This is a genomic window from Roseibium sp. ROS1 (assembly GCF_054658215.1).
Map to the genome: position 1 here is coordinate 796,712 of NZ_BAAGIG010000002.1, position 19,366 is coordinate 816,077.

At 57.7% G+C, this 19,366-nt stretch carries 15 protein-coding genes; 8 read left to right on the forward strand and 7 right to left on the reverse strand.

The genetic code is table 11. The features are described 5' to 3' along the window. The first annotated feature begins 162 nt into the window (after positions 1-162). Positions 163-1,764, forward strand: a complete 1,602-nt coding sequence (locus ACYQ6M_RS11875) for an arylsulfatase (RefSeq protein WP_460073972.1) — start codon at positions 163-165, stop codon at positions 1,762-1,764. 117 nt (positions 1,765-1,881) lie between these two features. Here ACYQ6M_RS11875 and ACYQ6M_RS11880 read toward each other — a convergent pair whose 3' ends face one another. The 3 genes from ACYQ6M_RS11880 to ACYQ6M_RS11890 form a co-directional block, all read right to left on the reverse strand. Then, positions 1,882-3,072: a lytic murein transglycosylase gene (locus ACYQ6M_RS11880; RefSeq protein WP_077290062.1), complete on the reverse strand. Its 1,191-nt coding sequence runs from the start codon at positions 3,070-3,072 to the stop codon at positions 1,882-1,884. 143 nt (positions 3,073-3,215) lie between these two features. Next, a complete protein-coding gene (locus ACYQ6M_RS11885) occupies positions 3,216-3,692 on the reverse strand; it encodes a hypothetical protein (RefSeq protein WP_460073975.1) in 477 nt (158 codons plus the stop codon). 227 nt (positions 3,693-3,919) lie between these two features. Beyond that, positions 3,920-5,104, reverse strand: coding sequence for an SH3 domain-containing protein (locus ACYQ6M_RS11890; protein ID WP_460073978.1), 1,185 nt, complete (start codon positions 5,102-5,104; stop codon positions 3,920-3,922). 294 nt (positions 5,105-5,398) lie between these two features. On the opposite strand from ACYQ6M_RS11890, the gene ACYQ6M_RS11895 reads away from it, so the two are divergent. The 3 genes from ACYQ6M_RS11895 to ACYQ6M_RS11905 all read left to right on the forward strand — a co-directional run bounded on the left by ACYQ6M_RS11895 (position 5,399) and on the right by ACYQ6M_RS11905 (position 8,520). Continuing rightward, positions 5,399-6,598, forward strand: a complete 1,200-nt coding sequence (locus ACYQ6M_RS11895) for an ABC transporter substrate-binding protein (protein ID WP_055653752.1) — start codon at positions 5,399-5,401, stop codon at positions 6,596-6,598. Positions 6,599-6,701: 103 nt separating this feature from the next. Next, positions 6,702-7,301, forward strand: coding sequence for a TetR/AcrR family transcriptional regulator (locus ACYQ6M_RS11900; RefSeq protein WP_023004070.1), 600 nt, complete (start codon positions 6,702-6,704; stop codon positions 7,299-7,301). A 112-nt stretch (positions 7,302-7,413) separates the two neighbouring features. Next, positions 7,414-8,520, forward strand: coding sequence for an alkene reductase (locus ACYQ6M_RS11905; protein ID WP_055653755.1), 1,107 nt, complete (start codon positions 7,414-7,416; stop codon positions 8,518-8,520). A 92-nt stretch (positions 8,521-8,612) separates the two neighbouring features. On the opposite strand, the gene ACYQ6M_RS11910 is transcribed toward ACYQ6M_RS11905, so the two are convergent. Then, entirely contained in the window at positions 8,613-9,017 is a 405-nt protein-coding gene (locus tag ACYQ6M_RS11910) for a DUF4345 domain-containing protein (RefSeq protein WP_023004072.1), read from the reverse strand. Positions 9,018-9,154: 137 nt separating this feature from the next. On the opposite strand from ACYQ6M_RS11910, the gene ACYQ6M_RS11915 reads away from it, so the two are divergent. From ACYQ6M_RS11915 to amt, 4 genes are all read left to right on the forward strand, one after another. Next, positions 9,155-10,126, forward strand: a complete 972-nt coding sequence (locus ACYQ6M_RS11915; protein WP_460073983.1) for an AraC family transcriptional regulator — start codon at positions 9,155-9,157, stop codon at positions 10,124-10,126. A 201-nt stretch (positions 10,127-10,327) separates the two neighbouring features. Further along, entirely contained in the window at positions 10,328-12,172 is a 1,845-nt protein-coding gene (ilvD, locus tag ACYQ6M_RS11920; protein ID WP_031270774.1) for a dihydroxy-acid dehydratase, read from the forward strand. A 221-nt stretch (positions 12,173-12,393) separates the two neighbouring features. Beyond that, positions 12,394-13,485, forward strand: coding sequence for a metal-dependent hydrolase (locus ACYQ6M_RS11925; protein WP_460073986.1), 1,092 nt, complete (start codon positions 12,394-12,396; stop codon positions 13,483-13,485). A gap of 361 nt (positions 13,486-13,846) precedes the next feature. Continuing rightward, a complete protein-coding gene (amt, locus tag ACYQ6M_RS11930; protein ID WP_460073989.1) occupies positions 13,847-17,041 on the forward strand; it encodes an ammonium transporter in 3,195 nt (1,064 codons plus the stop codon). A 9-nt stretch (positions 17,042-17,050) separates the two neighbouring features. Here amt and ACYQ6M_RS11935 read toward each other — a convergent pair whose 3' ends face one another. The 3 genes from ACYQ6M_RS11935 to ACYQ6M_RS11945 form a co-directional block, all read right to left on the reverse strand. Then, on the reverse strand, positions 17,051-17,986 hold the full coding sequence (locus ACYQ6M_RS11935; protein WP_208992155.1) for a hypothetical protein: 936 nt from the start codon (positions 17,984-17,986) through the stop codon (positions 17,051-17,053). A 217-nt stretch (positions 17,987-18,203) separates the two neighbouring features. Continuing rightward, on the reverse strand, positions 18,204-18,728 hold the full coding sequence (locus ACYQ6M_RS11940; RefSeq protein ID WP_023004079.1) for a TerB family tellurite resistance protein: 525 nt from the start codon (positions 18,726-18,728) through the stop codon (positions 18,204-18,206). 138 nt (positions 18,729-18,866) lie between these two features. Next, positions 18,867-19,205: a hypothetical protein gene (locus ACYQ6M_RS11945; protein WP_023004080.1), complete on the reverse strand. Its 339-nt coding sequence runs from the start codon at positions 19,203-19,205 to the stop codon at positions 18,867-18,869. Between the last annotated feature and the right edge of the window lie 161 nt (positions 19,206-19,366).

Below are 19,366 nucleotides of genomic sequence, written 5' to 3' on the forward strand. Positions count from 1 at the left end.
TTTCCGATACACTCGGGAATGCGAACTTTCTGTAAAATATCGAAAATCGCTTGTCAGATCCAAAAGCTGACCTAAGGTAAGTGAAGACGGTCTGCCGGATGATGCAAAACGCGTCTGCAATCTGGGGGCGCAGTCTAAGCAACCATTCAGGTGGGAGTTTTCATGAGCTATTTTCGCACGTTGCCGCGTTTGAGCGCGGTGGTTCTCGGACTCGCGGCAGCTTTTGCCGTAACGTCCCAGACAAGTCTGGCGCAGGAGGTGCAGAAGCCGAATATTCTCGCTATTTGGGGGGACGATATCGGCACCTGGAATATCAGCCACAACAACCGTGGCATGATGGGCTACCGCACACCCAACATTGACCGGATCGCACAGGAAGGCGTTGCCTTTACCGACTATTATGCCCAGCAAAGCTGTACGGCTGGCCGCGCCGCCTTTATCGGGGGCAATGTGCCTGTGCGCACAGGCATGACCAAGGTTGGCCTGCCGGGAGCAGAGCAAGGCTGGCAGGAAACCGACGTCACCATGGCGACCGTTCTGAAGGCACAAGGTTACAAGACCGGCCAATTCGGCAAGAACCACCAAGGTGACCTGGACGAACATCTGCCGACAAACCACGGTTTCGATGAGTTCTTCGGCAATCTCTATCATCTGAATGCTGAAGAAGAGCCGGAAAACCGGGACTATCCGGGGGACATGGTTCTGGCGAACGGCAAGACCTTCCGTGAACAGTTCGGTCCGCGCGGTGTGCTTCATACCTGGGCCAATGCAGATGGAACGCAGAAGATCGAGGACACTGGTCCACTTACGAAGAAGCGCATGGAAACCGTCGATGAGGAGTCGCTCGCCGAAGCCAAGCGTTTTATCCGCGAAGCGGTGGAAGAGGGCGTTCCCTTCTTTGTCTGGTGGAACGGAACCCGCATGCATTTCCGCACACATGTGAAGGAGGAGCACACAGGGATTGCCGGTCCGAGCGGGGATACCTATCACGACGGCATGGTCGAGCATGACATGCATGTCGGCGAGCTGCTGGACCTGTTGGACGAACTCGGCATCGCCGATAACACGGTGGTGATGTATTCGACTGACAACGGCCCGCATTTCAACACCTGGCCGGATGCCGGCACGACGCCGTTCCGGAGCGAAAAGAATTCCAACTGGGAAGGCGCTTACCGTGTGCCGACCTTTGTTCGCTGGCCCGGCGTCTTCCAGGAAAACGTGACGCTGAACGGTATCGTTGCCCATGAAGACTGGCTGCCGACCTTCGCCGCGATTGCAGGGGCTTCGGATATCAAGGAACAGCTTCTTGAAGGTGTTGAACTCGGTGGACGGACTTACCGCAACTACATCGATGGTTACGACCTCAACGCCTATTTGAAAGGCGAGACCGATTCATCGCCGCGTCATGAGTTCTGGTACGTGAATGACGATGGTCAGGTGGTTGCGGCCCGGTATGACGACTGGAAGGTCGTGTTCCTGGAAAACCGCGGTCAGGCCTTCGGCGTCTGGCAGGAGCCCTTCACCGAACTGCGTGTGCCCGCCGTCTTCAACCTGCGCCGGGATCCTTTCGAAAAGGCCCAGCACAATGCGAATATCTATTTCGACTGGTTGCTGGACCGTGCGTTCGTGATCGTTCCGATCCAGGCACTGGCCTCAAGGTTCCTGCAGACCATGCAGGACTATCCGCCAAGCCAGACACCTGGATCCTTCAATCTGTCATCGATCGAGGAGAAGTTGAAAGCCGGCATGAGCGGCAGCAACTGAGTTAAACGCGTCACTACAATAATAAAGCCCGGAGCTTCGCAAGGCTCCGGGCTTTTTACGCATTTGCCAATGTGTCGTCCAGAACCGCAGAAAATAGCGGTCTTCTGACTTTAAACCTCAGAGACGGTTCAACAGTTCAGGTGTCGGCCAGGCATCGGCCGGCATGCCAAGCTTCTGCTGCACCTGTTGCACGGCATTTCGAGTGCCGGAGCCGAGGATGCCGTCGATCTTGCCGACGTCATATCCCATGCTGGATAGCTTCGACTGGAGCTGCTTCATCTGGGCGTCGTCCAGGCCAAGGTCCGGGTTGCCTTCCGTGTAGACCGGTGCGCCGGCGAGCCTTGTCGCGAAATAGGCGGCAGTGGTCGTGTAGACGAACGACTGGTTCCATTCCAGATAGATGTTGTAATTTGGATAGGCGAGGAATGCCGGCCCCTTGCGGCCCTGAGGCAGGAGCAGCGAAGCGGGCAGGTTGCCGGAAATCTGACCCCAGCGCGGCTGTACGCCTAGTGCAGCCCACTGGGCACCGGTCTTGGTCTTGTCGAGCCCGCTTTCAGCCCAGTTGAGGTTCTGCGGTACCTTGACCTCCTGCAGCCAGGGTTCGCCGCGGCGCCAGCCCAGATGCTGGATGAAGGCGCCGGCGGTCAGAATGGCATCGGCGGCACTTTCCTTCAGCTTCACGTGCCCGTCACCATCGCCGTCGCGGCCGAACTTGATGATGTCTTCCGGCAGCATCTGAACCATGCCGATCTCACCTGCCCAGGCGCCGGTGGTGCTGCGCGGGTCAAGATCACCGTGCTGGACCATCTCGATGGCAGCGATCAGTTGCGGCCGGAACAGTTCCGGGCGGCGGCAATCATGAGCAAGCGTGGCCAGTGCGTTGACGGTGTTGAAATCGCCCTGAACCGCGCCGAAATCCGTTTCAAGCGCCCAGAAAGCGGTAATGACAGGTGCCGGAACGCCATATTCGGATTCGGTGCGCTGGAACACGCTCGCGTATTTCTTCATGTTCGCGGCGCCGTTTTTCATCCGGTAGCCGGAGATGACCCGCTTGGAAAAGTCCAGGAAGGTCATCTTGAAGACACCCTGCGCCCGATCACGCGACAGCACCTTGCGGTCGACCTGCGCACCCGCCAGGGTCTGGTCTGCCGCATTCGCGGAAAGGCCCTTGGCAATCGCTTCCTGTTTCACGCCTGCAAGGAACTGCCGGAAGTCGCCGCCACACTGTTGCGCCTGAGCAGGCGCGGTGGCGAGCCAGAAACCGGCGAGGGCGGTCGCAGCGATTTTCGGGGAGAAGCGGAGTGTCATGAAAAATCCTGTCGTTGGGCGCAAAGGCAGGCCGGAGCCTTTAAAAATCGGCCATAGTTGACTGTGCTTCGCCTGTAACGTCAACCCGTCGGCAGGGCGAGCTGAAGGCTCTTCCACCAAGTCTTTGGCGGCAAGCTGCGGTGCTAGCGGCAATTGCCGAAATCAGAGCCGACCATGATGCCGCCGTTCGGGGATCTTTTCAGCGGCGCGTTGACGCTGGCCGAGGAACGACAGTCGGAGGAAGAAGTTCCAACGCTGGGGGGCTGGTAATAGGGGGCGTTTACCCCGGAGGTCTGCTGCTGGCACATCTGGTAGGCCATGTCGTAAAGGGCCTGCCAGCCACCGGGCATTGAGCCCATGTTGTTCAGGACGCCAAGTGCTGCACCGGCGCGGGCGCCACGATAAGCGCCCGATGCCCCGCGCCATTCGCCGCCAACAACCGCTCCGGCCATGCCGCCGGAAACAGCATCTCCAACGACATCACCGCTGCCCATACGGGCGTTGGCATAGTCGGTCGCATAGACTGTGCAATCGGTTCCGTCCGCCTGAGCTTGCGTGATTGCGGCCGAGAAACCGACGAGAAGGGAAGCGCTGAGGCTGAGGGCTGCACGGTTTGCCATGGTCCGTCTCCTGTCTGCAGTGCCTGACATGCACCGCGAAAGCGCAACAATCCAAATGCCGAGACCGGCCGGAAGAGTGTTGCGACATATCGAGAGCTATCGACACAGGCGCTGCTGATTGCGCCCGTCGATGCAATTGTCCCCGCGGTCCGCAGGGCAAACTTAAATCGACGGGATATTACGCTTCGACACTTAACAAGGCTCTACCTGGCAAATGCAGGTTTTACTCATGGCTGCTGCTGGGGTTCCAGAAAACTTTCACCTACGTAGCCGGTCTTGCCGTCATACTGAACGCCACACCACCAGTTGCCGCACGTGTTGAAACGAACCTCGGCTCCAGCCGGGATGACGGCCAGAACCGTCGCATCCTTGTTCTGCGCTTCACGGAGGTTCACCGATGACTTGATTTTTGCCGAAAGAGGAAAGTCCGACGCAGCGGCGCTGGTTTCCGGAGTAGAGGCGGATGCAGTGTTGGTGTCAGGTGCCGTGAGGGCCGGAATGCCAGCTTCCAGCAGCGATGCATCCGATACCGGATTTTCGTCGGTCTCCTGCACTGCTGCAGCAGCGCTGGCAACGAGGGTGTTGGTGGTACCGCGTGCCGATTGGCTATTGGTTCTGACGGGGGCGGGCTGAGCTGGAGCAAGTCGCGACTGGATCTTGTCGTCTGCAACCTTGTTGGTGTCATGACCCAGCGGGTTGGAATGGTCTTCAGGTGCAGTGGACGCAATCGACCTTGAGGCGAATACCTCGCGGATACGGTCCTTGGCCGACTTTACCTGCTCTGCGCTCGCGGTCGGTGTTGCGGTCAGATCCGTCCTGCCCTGGTATTCGGAATCTGCGCCGGCAATCAGGCTCTCGATCGTCGGTTCGGTATTGATCTGCTGGGTCTGGACCGTGCGGCTGTCTGCCTCTTTGCCGGCCAGCAGGTCGCTCAGGCTCAAATAGATTGCTCCTGCGCCGACGCCGACAATCACAAGTGTACTGGCCAGCAGTGTTCTGAAACTCGGACCATGCCGGAAATTGGCTGCCGCTTTGGAAACGGCTGCAGGTGCGGGGACTTGTTCAGGCTGAAGACCGATATTCCGGGATCCTCGTACCGGAGTGCGCAACACGCCTGGCATATCGAAGCCGGCTTCGTCCGTTGCACCTGTCAGCGTTGGGCGGCGGGAGGCTGTCGGTTTCAGTTCGTCGGCGGTTGCATGCATCTGCAGGATCTTGGCGGCAAGTGTGCTGGCGTCAGAACCTGTGTCTGCCGCCACTGTGTGAACTTCGGTTTCGCTAAGAGGGACTTCATCGTCCTTGGACGGATCGTTGGGAACGACGAGCTTCAGCTCGTTCTTTTGAGGTGCATTGTCCGGATCGTGGCCTTCGGGGAAGTCGCAAGTGTTGGCTGGCGCGGTGACGGAATACATGTGGCCCTCCTGGTTTTGCGGTTCGGGCACGCTCGGAGCGATTGCCATATCTGGGTACCGGAACATTAATCTTCGTTAATGCGTCGGCACGCAGGCCGGATTGCGGCGGCAGTAGGGAATTTTGCATGAAATGTGACGGGTCTGTGGTCTTGCGGGGCCAAATGGATGTGCGTTTGCAAAAGCCTAACCTGTCTCTGACAAACTGCGCGCAAACGGCCTGCCGGTAGAATGAACGGCAGGCATTTCGCCCGGGCAGGGCGAAAGGCGAAGCCAGAAACGACAGGCAAAAAGATCATGACGCGCTGGATCTCTCACCTCATCTCTCGAACGGTCGGATTGGCGGCGGGCGTTGCTGCTGGAATGGCGCTCACGTGCCACTCGGCGGCCGCGCAGGATGTGCAGGAATTGAAGATCGGTCTGTTGGCGACACTGTCCGGCCCGGCGGCCGTCTACGGTGAACACATGCGCGACGGTTTCATGCTGGCCGTCGAGCAATCCAATGGCGCGCTTGGAGGCTTGCCCACCAATGTAATCGTGGTCGATGACAAGCTGGATCCGGACAATGCGCTGGAACAGGCAACGAAACTGATCGAGGAAAATGGCGTCGATCTCATTGTCGGAGTCAATTTCTCCAAGGTGATGCTTGCCGTGCACGATCCTATCGTGCGGTCGAAGACCTTGTTTATCGGAACGCATTCCGGGCCTGCGCCGATCGCCGGGCGCAATTGCAGCCGTTACTTCTTCTCAACTGCGTCACAGGACGATCAGGTCCACGAGACGATGGGGCGTTACGCCAGCCTCAAAGGGTATCAGGACGTCGTCACGATCGCTCCTGACTATGAAGCTGCCCGGGATGCCGTTGCCGCATTCCGCCGCCATTTCAAGGGACAGATCGCCCGCGAATTGTTCCCGAAACTGGGTCAGACCGATTTCTCGGATGAATTCAAGCAGATCGAGGAAATAGAACCGGATGCGATTTTCACCTTCATGCCTGGTGGCATGGGTGTGGAACTGGTGAAACAGTTCCACACTTCCGGGCTGAAGGGTATTGTACCGTTCCTCTCGTCCGACACGGTCAATGCCGTCACGCTACCCTATACGGCGGAGATGGCTGAGGGACTTTACAGCGCATCTCATTGGGCGCCCAACCTTGATAATCCGGCCAACAAGAGGTTCGTGCGGGAGTTCAGCAAGGCATACAAGTACGAGCCCTCGGTCTACGCTGCGCAAGGCTATGATGCTGCCAAGCTGATCCATTTTGCCCTGGAACTGACCGGGGGCATCAAGGACCAGGAAGCGTTGATCTCGGCTATCAGTGCAGCTCCCTTTGAAAGCGTTCGAGGCGACTTCCGCTTCAATTCCAACCAGTTTCCCATTCAGGATTTCTATATTGTGGAAGGGGTCCGGCGCACCAGCAAGCTCTATGAGATGGAAGCCGTTGCCCGGGTCTTCGACGATGTCGGCGATGCCTATGCCGGTTCGTGCCGTATGTAATTTTATCCTGCACAGACCAGGTATCGGGATGATCTGAAACGATCGGTCCAGAAATCAGACTTGCTCCTCTTGCATTCTGGACTGCGTAGTCCATATCAGAGGCATGAGAAACGCAGAGGTCCATATTTCCGGCTCGGAAAAACGCACGGCAGGTCCGGGCAGGCCGCGCAGCTTCGATGAAGCCGCGGCGCTTGAGGCGGCCATGCATGTTTTCTGGCAGAAGGGCTTCGAAGCGACGTCTCTGGACGATCTCACCAAGGCAATGGGGCTTAGCCGTTCCAGCTTCTACGCCACTTTCGGCTGCAAGCAGACGCTGTTTCTGCGAGCGCTGGAGCATTATTCCAAAAACGGAATCCGTGGCCTGAAAGAAGTTGCCGAAACCGCTGAAGATGACGCGGTGGACGCAATGATGCAGGCTTTGTCCGATCCGAAAGGGGGCCCAAGGGGCTGCCTTCTGGTCAATTGCATCACCGAACTTGCACCCCATGACGACAAGGTTGCCGAGATTGGCCGTCGTCACCTGGAAAACATCGAAGACCTCTTTGCCAGGGCGATCGACCCGGACAACCCGGATGCTGTCCGGGATAGGGCGAGCGCCTATTCATCGCTTGCCATTGGAACCCTGGCGCTGCGCAAGGCTGGCGTTCCGGCAGAGCGGATTGCCAGAACCCTGAAGCAGGCAAGGACCGTCCTGATGCCATAATCGCCCAGGCGGTGTGGAAGCGTTCATGAAGAACCACGGAGTTGTGCGCATAATATTGGACTGTTTAGTCCAGAAATAGTGAAGCAGACAAACTTCAAAAGGAAAGAAGAACATGTCAGAAGCAAAACTGTTTTCGCCCGCAAAGGCAGGGGCAATCGAACTGAAGAACCGTATCGTGATGGCGCCGTTGACCCGCAACCGGGCCCGGCACGAAGACGATGCACCGCATGATCTGACAGTGAAATATTACGATCAGCGTGCCGGAGCGGGATTGATCATCACCGAGGCCTCGCAGATCTCGCCGCAGGGCAAGGGATATGCATGGACGCCGGGCATCTATTCAGATGCGCAAGTCGCGGGCTGGAAGAAGGTCACCGATGCGGTTCATGCAAAAGGTGGCAAGATTGTCATTCAGCTCTGGCATGTCGGCCGTATTTCGCATCCGGTTCTCCAGCCAGGTGGCGCTGATCCGGTGGCTCCTTCTGCAATTGCTGCCAAGTCCAAGACGTTTGACGGGACGCAATTCGTCGATACGCCAACACCGCGTGCGTTGGACGCCAGCGAGATCCCGGGCATTGTCGAGGACTATAGAAAAGCCGCCGAAAACGCGAAGAAAGCTGGCTTTGACGGTGTCGAGGTGCATGCTGCCAACGGTTATCTGATCGACCAGTTCCTGCGCGACGGCTCCAACAAGCGTGACGATGCCTACGGCGGATCCATCGAGAACCGGACCCGCTTCCTGAAGGAAGTCATGGATGCCGTTGTTGGTGTGCTGGGTGGTGACCGGGTCGGCATCAGGCTGAGCCCGTTCTCCAGCGCCAACGATATTGCCGACAGCAATCCGCAAGCGACCTTCTCGCACGCGATCAAATTGCTCAACGGCTATGGTCTTGCCTACCTGCATCTGGTTGAAGGCCAGACCGGTGGTCCGCGCGATATCCCGGACGGTGGCGATCTGTCAGCTCTCTACGCACTCTTCGACGGCGCCCATATGGGCAACAACGGTTACGACCGTGCTTCCGCAATCGAGGCAGTGGAAACAGGCGCAGTCGATCTGGTCGCGTTCGGCCGTCCGTTCATTTCCAATCCGGATCTGGTCGAGAGGCTTGAGAAGAATGCTCCGCTGAACGCGCTGGATACCGATACGCTCTATGGCGGCAGCGAAAAAGGCTACACGGATTATCCCACCTTGGCAGAAGCGTCTGTCGCGGCGGAGTAATCCAGAAGGTTTCGGGCCGCCCGACATCCACCCCCTCCGGGGCGGTCTGAAGGATAGCCGGTGCAGGGTTTCGACCCGCACCGGCTTTCTTTTTATGCGTGCAAAGGGGTATTTTCCCTGCTGGCAAGCAGGTGAGCGGCACACCAGCAGCCAAGTCCCAACTCCACTGCGGCAGCGGCGACAAGTGGTGCAGGGGGCATGCCGTCGAGGGCCAGGCTGACAAGCCGGCCTGTGCCATAGCCAAGCAGCAAGGCGGCGGACACCAGCAATCCGATTGTCTCCCACGAACGATAGAAAAGACCCATCGAAGCGGCGAAACACGCCAGCAAGATGAGGACGCCGGGTGAGCGAACCTCGCTCATCATCGCCGCGGAAGGATTGAGGGTTATTCCGTTTGAAGAAAACAGAAGCTCCGGCGCAAAGACGATCAGGGAGCCGATCACCAGAAAGGTCAGGGCGGACAGGGCGAGGGCGGCTTTTTTGCTCAGGGTGTTCATTGGCTGTCTCCGGTTCGTTTGAACTGGAAGCCAGGATCTGATACGAGCGCCAGATGATCTATGATATAAAGAATAAGAAAACTTGCAGATCGTCCAGATTTCTGGGTTGGTGACCAGCGTTCAAGAGGGAGTTCCTGATGTCCTTGCCGAGCCCGGTCTTGCAAGCTGACCAATCCTCGCCTTCGCTGGATTTTGCCCCGCTTGGCGATGTGTTGCATCTTCTAAGGCTCACGGGAACCTTCTACTGCAATCCCGAACTGTCAGCTCCCTGGGCGATTGATGTTCCGGACATGGGTGGGCAGATGGTTCTTCTGGTGGTGACCGAGGGGAGTTGTTTGCTGCAGACGGAGCACTGCGAGACCATTTCCTTGACCGCCGGGCAGCTTGTGCTGTTGCCGCATGGCAAACCGGTTGTCATGAGTAGTGATGCCGAAGCTGTCGCTACGCCTCTGTTCGACATTCCTGCCATCCGCCACAGCCCGTCCTACGAAACCATGATTTTTGGTGGGGGCGGGGCCGTCACCCGGATGACCTGTGGTGTGTTGAAGCTCGACCACGCGGCTGCTGAAAGACTGCAGCAGCTGTTGCCCCCGGTCATACGATTGGACACCTTCGCTCAGCACGCCGGCCCATGGATCTACAGCACGTTGAAATACCTGGCAGAAGAGGCGCGCAATCCGCAGCCTGGCGGAGAAACGGTGCTGACACGCCTGACGGATATTCTCGTCGTACAGGCGATCCGGGCGTGGCTGCAGAGCAACGAGGCGCTTGAAACAGGTTGGCTGGCAGCCTTGCGCGATCCGAAGATCGGGCGGGCCCTGCAGGCCTTTCACCGGGCTCCGCAGGAAGGCTGGACCATTGCCAGGTTGGCGGAAAGGGCTGGTATGTCACGTTCCGCGTTTGCCGCGCGCTTCAAGCAACTGACCGGGGAAGGTGCCATGCAGTATGTCCTGCGTTGGCGCATGCAATTGGCACGAATGGATCTGAGGGAAGGAAAGCGTACACTGGCGGAGATTGCCATTGGGCTCGGCTACGAGTCCGAAGCAGCATTTGCAAGGGCCTTCAAAAGAATTGTCGGGACGTCGCCGGGGGCATATCGAAGGCAATAAACCGGAGTGATTTCAGCATCGGCCACGGCTGTGACTGGTAACCGTACCGGAGCGTACTCTTTTTTCCCATTCCGGCCTTTCGTTCGGCAAAAAAACCTGTCAAACCCATATCAGAGCTAAATCGGGCGCGGAAACCTGATCCGCTCCGGCAGCACGTCGCGCCGGAGGGACAAAGGCCTGCACACGTAGGGAGAAATGAAAATGCCCCCGTATCGTTCCAGAACATCCACTCACGGCCGCAACATGGCTGGTGCGCGCGGCCTTTGGCGCGCGACCGGCATGAAGGACGACGACTTCGGCAAGCCGATCATCGCCATCGCCAACTCCTTCACACAATTTGTGCCGGGCCACGTCCATCTGAAGGACCTTGGCCAGCTGGTTGCCCGAGAAGTGGAAAAGGCTGGCGGTGTCGCCAAGGAATTCAACACCATCGCGGTCGATGACGGTATCGCCATGGGTCACGATGGCATGCTCTATTCGCTGCCCTCGCGCGAAGTGATTTCCGATGCGGTTGAATACATGGTCAACGGCCATTGCGCGGATGCGCTGGTCTGTATATCCAACTGCGACAAGATTACCCCGGGCATGCTGAACGCTGCCATGCGGCTCAACATTCCGGTTGTCTTCGTTTCCGGCGGGCCGATGGAAGCCGGCAAGGTGGTGCTAGAAAATGGCGTTGCCAAGTCTGTCGACCTGATCGACGCAATGATTGCCGCTGCCGACGACCGGATGTCCGATGCAGACGTTCTGACAATGGAACAGAATGCCTGCCCGACATGCGGATCCTGCTCGGGCATGTTCACGGCGAACTCCATGAACTGCTTGACGGAAGCCCTTGGCCTGGCCTTGCCGGGCAACGGTTCGACGCTGGCAACCCACGCAGATCGCGAACGGCTTTTCGTGGAAGCAGGGCATCTGATCGTCGATCTTGCTAAACGCTACTACGAGCAGGACGACGAAAGCGTGCTGCCGCGGAACATTGCGAACTTCAAGGCGTTCGAGAACGCCATGAGCCTCGATATCTCCATGGGTGGATCCACCAACACGATCCTGCACCTTCTGGCCGCGTCCCATGAAGGCGAAATCGGCTTCACGATCGATGACATCGATCGTCTGTCGAAACAGGTTCCGGTGCTCTGCAAGGTCGCGCCCGCGGTCGAAAACATCCACATGGAAGACGTCCACCGGGCGGGCGGAATCATGGGTATTCTCGGCGAACTGGACCGGGCAGGGTTGCTGCACACGGACCTTCCGACCGTCCATTCCGCAACGATGAAGGAAGCTCTTTCGCGTTGGGATATTCGCCAGACGAATTCCGAGAGCGTGCACAATTTCTTCCGGGCAGCGCCGGGCGGGGTGCCGACACAGGTTGCCTTCAGCCAGGAGCGTCGCTGGGACGATCTCGACATCGACCGCAAGGCCGGTGTCATCCGCGAAGCTGAGCACGCCTACAGCAAGGACGGCGGTCTCGCCGTGCTTTACGGCAACATTGCCGAGGACGGCTGTGTGGTGAAGACCGCCGGCGTTGACGAAAGCATCCTGAAGTTCTCCGGTCCGGCTCGGATCTTCGAGAGCCAGGACAGTGCCGTCTCCGCGATCCTGACCAACAAGGTCAAGGAAGGCGACGTGGTGCTGATCCGCTACGAAGGTCCGCGCGGTGGTCCGGGCATGCAGGAAATGCTCTATCCGACCAGCTACCTGAAATCCAAGGGACTCGGCAAAGCCTGCGCGTTGATTACCGATGGCCGTTTCTCGGGTGGTTCTTCGGGCCTGTCCATTGGCCACATTTCGCCGGAAGCTGCCGAAGGCGGCGCTATCGGACTGGTCGAGGAAGGCGATCCTATCGTGATCGATATTCCGAACCGTGTTTTGAAGGTCGATCTGCCGGATTCAGTCTTTGCCGAACGCCGCGCTGCAATGGAAGCAAAGGGCGATCAGGCCTGGAAGCCGGTCGAGATCCGCAAGCGCAAGGTTTCAACGGCACTTCGCGCCTACGCCAAACTGACCACCAGCGCTTCCAAGGGCGCCTTCCGGGTTGTCGACTGACGACGAGCTGAACTGAAATTCGGCATACCGAAACTGCAACGCCCTGCGCCCGATAGGCCGCGGGGCGTTTGTCATTTCAAGGTTATGACAAGGCAAGACAATCGCTTCAGCCTGAAGGCTTGTTGGTGGTTCGGGAAATCAATTCGTCCCAAACCCTTGTCATTTGTATGCTTCCGCCGCACATATCCGGCTTATCTTCCGGTTCAGATCCAAGGCAGTAGATGGATTCTCTTACCCAGTTTGTTCTCGGCGCAACCGTCTCCACAGCACTCCTTGGCAAAAAACTTGGCCCCAGAAAGGCTGCTCTTATCGGCGGGGTCCTCGGGACGTTGCCGGACCTGGATGTCCTGATCCCCTATGACGATCCAATCGACAGTTTCGTCTACCATCGCGGCTGGACACACTCGGTCTTTGTACATGCATTGGCAGCGCCGTTGTTGGGCGAGGGGCTCATAAGGCTGTTCAAGGGCTTGAGGGACTGCCGCTGGCTGACCTGGCTCACTGTCTTCCTGTGTCTTGCCACCCATGCAGGCATTGATGCAATGACGGTCTACGGCACGCGGCTGTTCTGGCCTTTTTATCCGGATCCCGTCGGCGTCGGGTCGGTGTTTATTATTGATCCGCTCTATACCCTGCCTCTTCTGGCCGTCGTGATCTGGGCTCTGTTCAGGAAAAACTGGACACGACGCTTTCAGGCCTGGATGACGGCTGCGCTGGTGGTTTCGACCGGATATCTTGGCCTGAGCGTCGTCCTTCAGCGTCATGTCGAGCAGAAGGCGCAGGATCTGTTCAGGCAGGAAGGCATTCTTCCGGACAAGGTTTTTGCAATTGCCGCTCCCTTCAACATTCTCGTCTGGAAGGTTATCGGCCTTCAGGAAGACCGCTACGACAATCTGTATTATTCGCTTCTGGACGAGGGTGGGAAACCGGAGATCTATACCCATCCGCGACACCCGGAACTCGTTGCCTGCGTTGAAGATACGCAAGCCTTCCGGAAACTGGGCTGGTTCAGCCGTGGCTACTACAGGGCCGAACTGGACGACGGAAAACTCGTCATTTCCGATCTGCGCATGGGCATGACCCCGAACTATGTTTTCCGCTTTGCGATTGCCGAGGCCCAGGACGATGGCTTCCGGGAGATCCCTCCACGAAGTGCAACGGGAGAGGTGAGGGTGGATCCTCAAGACTGGACGTGGCTGACTGCCCGGCTCAAGGGTATGGTAGCGGTGCGCCAGGCGGAGGCAGCTGTTGCAGGAACTGGTGAGGCCATTGCCGGGCAGGCATGTGCGCTTGCTGGTGAGACTTCCGGTTAGATACTGCAGGGTCGTTGAAACAGATGCCCCTGCAATCCGCTTGTGTGAGTTGATGTAGAGCCGCCTGTCGGCAAGTGGCAACAGAAATTCTTCAGTTTTTACAGATTGTTAGCTGCTTTAATTTTGAGCATGTTTTTTGATGGAATATACCCGGCACGTCGTTGGAGCCGGCGTGATTGAGGGGGATTTGATCAATTATTTCAATTGCTTAAATTGATATTTTTGTTCATTGGAATTTTGGCGGGTCTGCTGAAGAATTGGGCATCCATTTTGCAGTAAAAGACCTGACAAAATTAGCAAGACAGAATTAACCTCTCGGCGAAATCATGCCCATGTTTTCGAACAGTGGGGCAAATACATCATGAGCCGGGCGGCATACACTAGATCCGTTCTCTGCGGTGCCGGTATTCTGGTGGCGGGACCGGCAATGGCCGCGCAGACAATGGAGCTGGCGACTTTCCAGAAGAGCCTGGACATGGTCTGGGTGCTGTTTGCAGCCGGGCTGGTTTTGTTGATGCAAGTTGGCTTCATGTTGCTGGAAGCTGGCCTCGTCCGTTCCAAGAACTCGATCAACGTTGCCCAGAAGAACCTTCTCGATCTCGCCGTCTCCGTTCTGATCTTTGCGGTCTTTGGCTTTTCGCTGGCATTCGGCGCCGGCGGAAGCTGGTTTGCGGGATTTGACACGCGGCTGTTCGGTCTTTCGGAGCTTGACCCCTGGGGCCTGACCATCTTCGCCTTCCAGGTCATGTTCTGCGGTACGGCGGCAACAATCATTTCAGGTGCGGTGGCTGAACGCATGCGCCTTTCGGCGTACATCTGGTGTTCCGTGCTGACCGCCGGGCTGATCTACCCTGTGTTTGCGCATTGGGCCTGGGGACAGGCGCTGTTTTCAGATGCCACGGCAATGCTCGCCAACATCGGCTTTGTCGATTTCGCCGGGTCAACGGTGGTCCATGGCACGGGCGCGTGGATCGCGCTGGCTGCCTGTGTGATCCTGGGGCCGAGATCCGGCCGCTTCGGAGCCGACGGGCGGGCCTATCGCATTCAGGGCCACAGTTCCGTTCTTGCAACGTCTGGTGCGTTGATCCTTTTTGTCGGCTGGCTTGGCTTCAACGGCGGCTCCACACTTGCCGCCTCCTGGCATGTGCCGATGATACTTGCCAACACCGTTCTTGCCGCCGCGGCTGGCACCGGGGCGGGGTATCTTCTTGGCCGTCAGAAAGACAAGGTCATTCTGCCGGAAAACTCGATCTCGGGGCTATTGGGTGGCCTGGTTGCCGTCACTGCCGGTTGCCATCTTCTGGCCCCGGTCGGTGCACTGGTGATCGGCGCTGCCGGTGGTGCCGTTGCCATTCTCGGTGCGGTCCTTCTGGAACGTGTCCTGAAGATTGACGATCCCGTCGGTGCAATCAGCGTACACGGATTTTCAGGCGTTGCCGGTACGCTGGGCCTGGCGCTTCTGGCACCAGCAGACCAGTTGCCGCTGGGAGCTCATCTACCGCAGTTTCTGGTCCAGTTCACCGGAGCGCTTGCCTGCTTTGTCTGGAGTTTCGGGTCCGGTTGGCTCGTGCTGTCCGTCTTGAACAAGATGCAGCCGATCCGGCTCGACCTTGCAAGCGAGGATCTTGGCCTCAACGAGGCGGAGCACGGCACGCGGCTTGGTATCGGACATGTGGAAGATGCCCTTGATCGCCTGATTGCCGGCAAGGCGGACCTCTCGATGAGGCTGGAAGTTGCCAAGGGCGATGATTCAGAGCGCCTGACGCGTCTGTTCAATGCGCTCATGGATACCGTTCAGAACGAGGAACAGGCTCACAATCGTGCCGCAGATGCCAAGCGGACGCGCGAAGAGGCTGAACGCCTGTCGGCCCTTGCCAACGCCACATTCGATGCAATCGTCATTTCGGTCGACGGACGGATCCTGGACGGTAACAAGACCTTCGAGGATCTCATCGGCTATCCGATCGACGAACTCGAGATGCGCGGACTATACGAGTTTGTCGACAATGAACTCGCCGGCACGCTCGAGGAGCATCTGGTCAAGGCGGAAAAGGAACCGAGGGAAGTCACTCTGATCAACCGCTCTGGTGAGCGTGTGCCCGTCGAGATCCGCACCCGTGTCATTTCCTATCGCGGCATTCCGACCCGCGTCTCCGCTCTGGTTGACCTGAGGGAGCGCAAGAAGGCTGAGGCACAGATCCTGCACCTTGCCCAGCACGATCCGTTGACGGACCTGCCCAATCGCGCCGTCTTCAATGCCGAGCTCAAACAGACCATCGGCAAGTGCAAGCAGCATGGTATGTCGGCAGCCCTTCTGATCATCGATCTGGACCGCTTCAAGGATATCAACGATCTGCACGGTCACCCGGTCGGTGACATCGTCATCAGAGTCACCGCAGAGCGTTTGCGCCACTCGTGCCGCCACGGCGATACCGTCTCACGCCTCGGCGGCGATGAGTTTGCGATCATCCAGAACGGCATCCAATTCGCCAATCAGGCAGAGGATATGGCCATGCGTCTGGTCAAGTCCCTGTCGGAGCCGATCGACTGTGGCGACGGGCTAATACTGAAACCGGGAGCAAGCATCGGTGTTGCGCTGATGACCGGATACGACGCCGAAGACCAGGTCATCTCCAATGCCGACATCGCGCTTTACAATGCCAAGAACGGCGGACGGCATACCTATTGTGTCTTCCAGCCGGGCATGGGGGATGAAGTCCGCCAGCGCAGGGCCTTGGAAAAGGACATGAATACGGCACTCTCGGCGGGCGAATTCGAGTTGTTTTTCCAGCCGCGCATGTGCCTGGCATCCGCGCGTATCGTCAGCTATGAAGCGCTCATCCGCTGGAACCATCCCGAGCGTGGGCTTGTCAGTCCTGCCGAGTTCATTCCAGTCGCGGAGGCTTCGGGCCAGATCGTTCCGATCGGCAAATATGTGTTGGCTGAAGCCTTGAGGATAGCCTCCTCGACAATTACGACTGCCAGCATCAGCATCAACGTCAGCCCGGTTCAGTTCCGTGATCGGGATTTTGTCGATGACGTTCGCAGAGCCATCGAAACGTCAGGTGTTCCGGCAGGGCGGATCGAACTGGAAATCACAGAAAACACCCTGATTGAAGACGACGCCAGAGCATTGGCGGTGCTGACGCGCCTGAAGGAAATCGGGGTGAAAATAGCGCTGGACGATTTCGGCGTCGGTTATTCGTCCCTCAGCTACCTGAGCCGCTTTCCCTTCGATTGCATCAAGATCGACCGGTCCTTCGTTTCCGAAGCACAGCGCAATTACGGTTCATTGGCGATCATCGAAACGGTGGTCAGGCTCGGCAAGGCTCTCAAGATGCGCGTCGTCGCCGAAGGCGTGGAAGACACGGAAAAGCTCTGCCTGTTGGCACAGCGCGGATGCCACGAAGCTCAGGGTTATCTGATCGGAATGCCCGCACCGACGTCCAAACTTGTCCGGAGTATCCCGGAAGAAGTGAGTGAGGCGCTCGATCGGCTGAAGTTCGGCGGGCTGCAAGTGTTTGAAGCGGCCAACCAGAAGAATCTGGCCAGCTAGACGCCTGCTTCAGTTCACGTTGGATTCCGACAGTGGCAGAAGCACGGTCCTGTTCAGCAGGGCATCGGGATCGTGTATTTCCGGCACCTGGGTGCAGTCGGGCTGCGGTTCGGTTGTCTCGCCGCGCTTTTCCTTGAGTTCCGCGCAGATGGGAATGGCCGCCTGCCGGGTGCCGTTGACAGCCGTCGTCACGATGTCTTGAAGCGTGCCTTCGCCAGCGTGCAACGCGACAGCCAGATGCTTTCCGAACAGAGATATCGTGCGGTCTGCGGAATAATTGGCTGACTGGCCTGGACCAGAGGAAATGACCAATGCTTCCGGCCTGTTCTTGTTATCGACCGAATGATGTTCAAGAAGGCCAAGGTCGAACGCCTGAGGATTGTTGGTGTCGAGTATCAAAATGACTTCACCAGCAGGAATAGCGTGGATCAGTGCCGCAAACGCGGAAGCAGACATCCAGGTTCCGTCGCTGATCGCCTGAAGCGTTGTCTCGGGCTTGGCGCTGGCCCAGAGCTCCAGCGCATAGTTGGTTTGGTCACCAGTGCCGGTTTGCTCGACAACACCAAGTGGCAAGTTGGCATAGATCACCAGCCGGTCTTCAGGTCCCAGCTTGTTCGCAAGTTCGGTTGCCTTGAGTTTGAGAGCCGCAGCACTGGCGCCTTCGTTGACAAGCAAGTGTTGCCGGTCAGGCCCGGCGTCGAGCCTTGGGGCCAGTGAGGACATCACCTTGTCCACGCTGTAACGGCAGATTTCGACCGATTGCGGGTTCCAGGGAGGGCAGGTTCCAAGACCAAGGATGTGGTTCTTCAACGACGCGCCGTCTTCGGCTGCGGAAGGTTGACCATAAAAGGGAAACATCAGAATGGCTGCCGCCACGAGGCGGCGGCATGCGTCACCCCACGACCGAACCCGGCGTGTCCTTGCCTCTGGTACGCTTACGGCCATCATGTCTCCCTGAAACCTGTTTTGACAGGATTTGGTATTTATACTTTTCAACAGTGAAGGCTGAATAAACCAGACTGCGTATATCTATAGAACTCTGTTGTAATCTGTTAATCAACTTTCTTTTGGCAAAGCAGTCTTCAAATCATGCTGAAACATGCGAAACGAAGATGCAGAACTTATCTTTCGATACAAAAGTTACGTAACGTAAAATTAGATCTCAGGCATTCAGTTGTTTGAGGCGCTCGATCACTTGTTGGGTGTCGTCTGTAAGGGTTCCGGTGTCGGCCTTTCCCACCGCACTGACCATGCGGATCAAATCTGGCAGAGTGTCGCGACCGCCAAGATTTACCGTACGTTTGATGAGGCGCCGGATCATGTCGTCCGGATTGCTGCTCTGGTTGGCGAGCCATTTGGCAAACTGGAACAGTTCCTCCACTTCACCGGCAGGCATTGCAAACACCGACTGAAGCTGTTCCAGGATCATATCCTGTTCGGCTCTGGAAATGCCGCCATCGGTTTCGGCGACAAGGACCAGGAGAGCTGCAGCCGAAACACGAGGGTCATCGACACCTTCCGCCGGGTGTTGGTTTGCTCGTGTCCTGAAACCGAAACGCCGCGCGGCTGCCTTGATGTCTTGAGCAGCATCAAGCACCACCCTGGTGTTGTCGGCAACCCTGCGAACTCGATAGATCCAAAAAGCGCCAGCGGCTAAAATGCCAAGAGCTGCAAGCAGAATATGCAAGGAAAATCTCCTTCAAAAAAACTGCGTCAGCTTTACCTCAGGTTGCGGGAAAAATCGTGACAAAAATCACGAGGGTGCCGGGAGTTGAAAGAAAAAAAAGCCGCGCCGGTTCGGCGCGACTGTTTTTCGACGGCTCAATTAGGAATCGTTGCCGTCGGTCTTGTCCATGAGCGGCTGGTTGGTTGCCTGATTGCCGTCCAGGTCCATTTTGGTTGAAGCGTGGTTTTCAACACGGCCTTCAACCTGCTGTTCGGCGGTCAACGGTTCGTCGCCGTCAAGATCGCCCACCATTGCTTTGGGGGCATCAACCGGTGCGTCAGCCGCAGCTGCTGCGTTTGCTTCAGGACATGCAACGATTGGCTTGTCGCCGCTTCCGTCGCTGCCGCAAGGGTCTTCCGCCTGTGCGAAGCTGACCATTGCCGTGGAGGCGATGAATGCGCTCATGAGCGGAACGATTGTCTTCTTAAGGGTAAGCATTGGTTTTCTCCTTTGCTTCGTGAGACACCTGCAACTCGCTGAAACCTGACTTGAGGTCCGTGCCGTTGAGGCGGTCGGGGAGAAAATGCAATGACACCCGGTATCGTTCCTGATTTTTCAGTCACGAAATTTTCAGATGTGGAACACCAAGTTTCAGGAAC

Excerpts from the sequence above, each read along its gene's own strand:
- ACYQ6M_RS11875 (WP_460073972.1), top strand. The coding sequence starts at position 163 with ATGAGCTATTTTCGCACGTTGCCGCGTTTGAGCGCGGTGGTTCTCGGA.
- ACYQ6M_RS11880 (WP_077290062.1), bottom strand. The coding sequence starts at position 3,072 with ATGACACTCCGCTTCTCCCCGAAAATCGCTGCGACCGCCCTCGCCGGT.
- ACYQ6M_RS11885 (WP_460073975.1), bottom strand. The coding sequence starts at position 3,692 with ATGGCAAACCGTGCAGCCCTCAGCCTCAGCGCTTCCCTTCTCGTCGGT.
- ACYQ6M_RS11890 (WP_460073978.1), bottom strand. The coding sequence starts at position 5,104 with ATGTATTCCGTCACCGCGCCAGCCAACACTTGCGACTTCCCCGAAGGC.
- ACYQ6M_RS11895 (WP_055653752.1), top strand. The coding sequence starts at position 5,399 with ATGACGCGCTGGATCTCTCACCTCATCTCTCGAACGGTCGGATTGGCG.
- ACYQ6M_RS11900 (WP_023004070.1), top strand. The coding sequence starts at position 6,702 with ATGAGAAACGCAGAGGTCCATATTTCCGGCTCGGAAAAACGCACGGCA.
- ACYQ6M_RS11905 (WP_055653755.1), top strand. The coding sequence starts at position 7,414 with ATGTCAGAAGCAAAACTGTTTTCGCCCGCAAAGGCAGGGGCAATCGAA.
- ACYQ6M_RS11910 (WP_023004072.1), bottom strand. The coding sequence starts at position 9,017 with ATGAACACCCTGAGCAAAAAAGCCGCCCTCGCCCTGTCCGCCCTGACC.
- ACYQ6M_RS11915 (WP_460073983.1), top strand. The coding sequence starts at position 9,155 with ATGTCCTTGCCGAGCCCGGTCTTGCAAGCTGACCAATCCTCGCCTTCG.
- ilvD (WP_031270774.1), top strand. The coding sequence starts at position 10,328 with ATGCCCCCGTATCGTTCCAGAACATCCACTCACGGCCGCAACATGGCT.
- ACYQ6M_RS11925 (WP_460073986.1), top strand. The coding sequence starts at position 12,394 with ATGGATTCTCTTACCCAGTTTGTTCTCGGCGCAACCGTCTCCACAGCA.
- amt (WP_460073989.1), top strand. The coding sequence starts at position 13,847 with ATGAGCCGGGCGGCATACACTAGATCCGTTCTCTGCGGTGCCGGTATT.
- ACYQ6M_RS11935 (WP_208992155.1), bottom strand. The coding sequence starts at position 17,986 with ATGGCCGTAAGCGTACCAGAGGCAAGGACACGCCGGGTTCGGTCGTGG.
- ACYQ6M_RS11945 (WP_023004080.1), bottom strand. The coding sequence starts at position 19,205 with ATGCTTACCCTTAAGAAGACAATCGTTCCGCTCATGAGCGCATTCATC.